The organism is Apibacter muscae (assembly GCF_007845635.1).
GTDB classification, from domain to species: Bacteria; Bacteroidota; Bacteroidia; order Flavobacteriales; family Weeksellaceae; genus Apibacter; species Apibacter muscae.
Map to the genome: position 1 here is coordinate 1 of NZ_SELG01000011.1, position 1,093 is coordinate 1,093.

The 1,093-nt window shown below is 33.1% G+C and carries 1 protein-coding gene; it reads right to left on the reverse strand.

Annotated elements, in window-relative coordinates:
* A partial coding sequence (locus ETU08_RS00495; RefSeq protein WP_146261057.1) for a contractile injection system protein, VgrG/Pvc8 family occupies window positions 1-974 on the reverse strand: 974 nt, incomplete at its 3' end.
* Window positions 975-1,093 lie beyond the last annotated feature (119 nt).

Genomic DNA, 1,093 nt, shown 5'->3' on the forward strand with positions numbered 1-1,093 from the left:
GGAGTCCAAGCCGATAACTTAACCAAATCACCCACCCTTAAATTGGGATTGTTGGTTTTAGCTTTTGCATAAAGGACGTTTTGCTGAGCCTGTCTTTTTCTCTCTAAAGTATCATATAAATCATAATGAATATGGTTTAACAAAGGATAATTATAAAAAAGTTCCTGTTTTTTAGCAAAGAGCTTTTCTGAAGTTTCCAAGGCAAATTCCTGATAGTGATTGATGATTCTCTTTTTCTGAAGAGAATTAGTATCTGATTGGAATAGGATATTTTGTTCCGCTTGGTAAGAAGATAGACTAAATCCTTGGGGTTTCGCTTCCATTTGAAGCTGGATATACTCCGCATCTTCTCCTTCTTGAATCAAGACCTTTCTTCCCCCATATCCCCCAAAAACTAAGCGCTCTCCATTCCAATATAAAAGTTCTCCATAACGACAAGCCAGTCTTTGTAAATACTCAAAGTTAGTTTCTTGATATTGAACGTTATAAGGAATATTTTTTTTGTATTTAGGTTTTACTTTGAGTTCAAACAGGTCTTGAGGTAACCCCTCACAAGTTTGAGTAACGATTTGTTCTAAGGTTTGGTTCTCGTAACTACGACAAATCTCCCCTTGTTCTAAGAGAATAGTAGGAGATTTTCCTATTAGTTCTAACTGAGGATTATTGTTTTCTATTTTCCAGTTCAGTTGATTAATAATACCTTGAAAGATAAAAGTAGTATCAGAAAATTGTTTAAAAGAAATATATATTTTTTTACCAAAAAGGTTTTTGCTGTTAGTTAAAGGAAAGTCTCGGGAGGATTCAAAAGCATCGGCAGGACAAAGTAAACGAAAGGAGGAATGGTCACACATCTTCTGATTCAGTTCTAAATGGTAGCTTCCGCTTTGGTGAAGAACTTCTTTGCCATCTATTTTTATGGAGCAGGCAATAATGCTTCCCTTACCATCAGGGACAGAACTGTATATTCGAGACATAATAAGTTATTTATTATAATTAGTTATTAATCTAGCTAAAATACGATAAAAAATAATATAAAATAAAGTTTAGGGGATTTTTTTTGGGAAGGGATATTAAATAATTATTATTTTTTTTT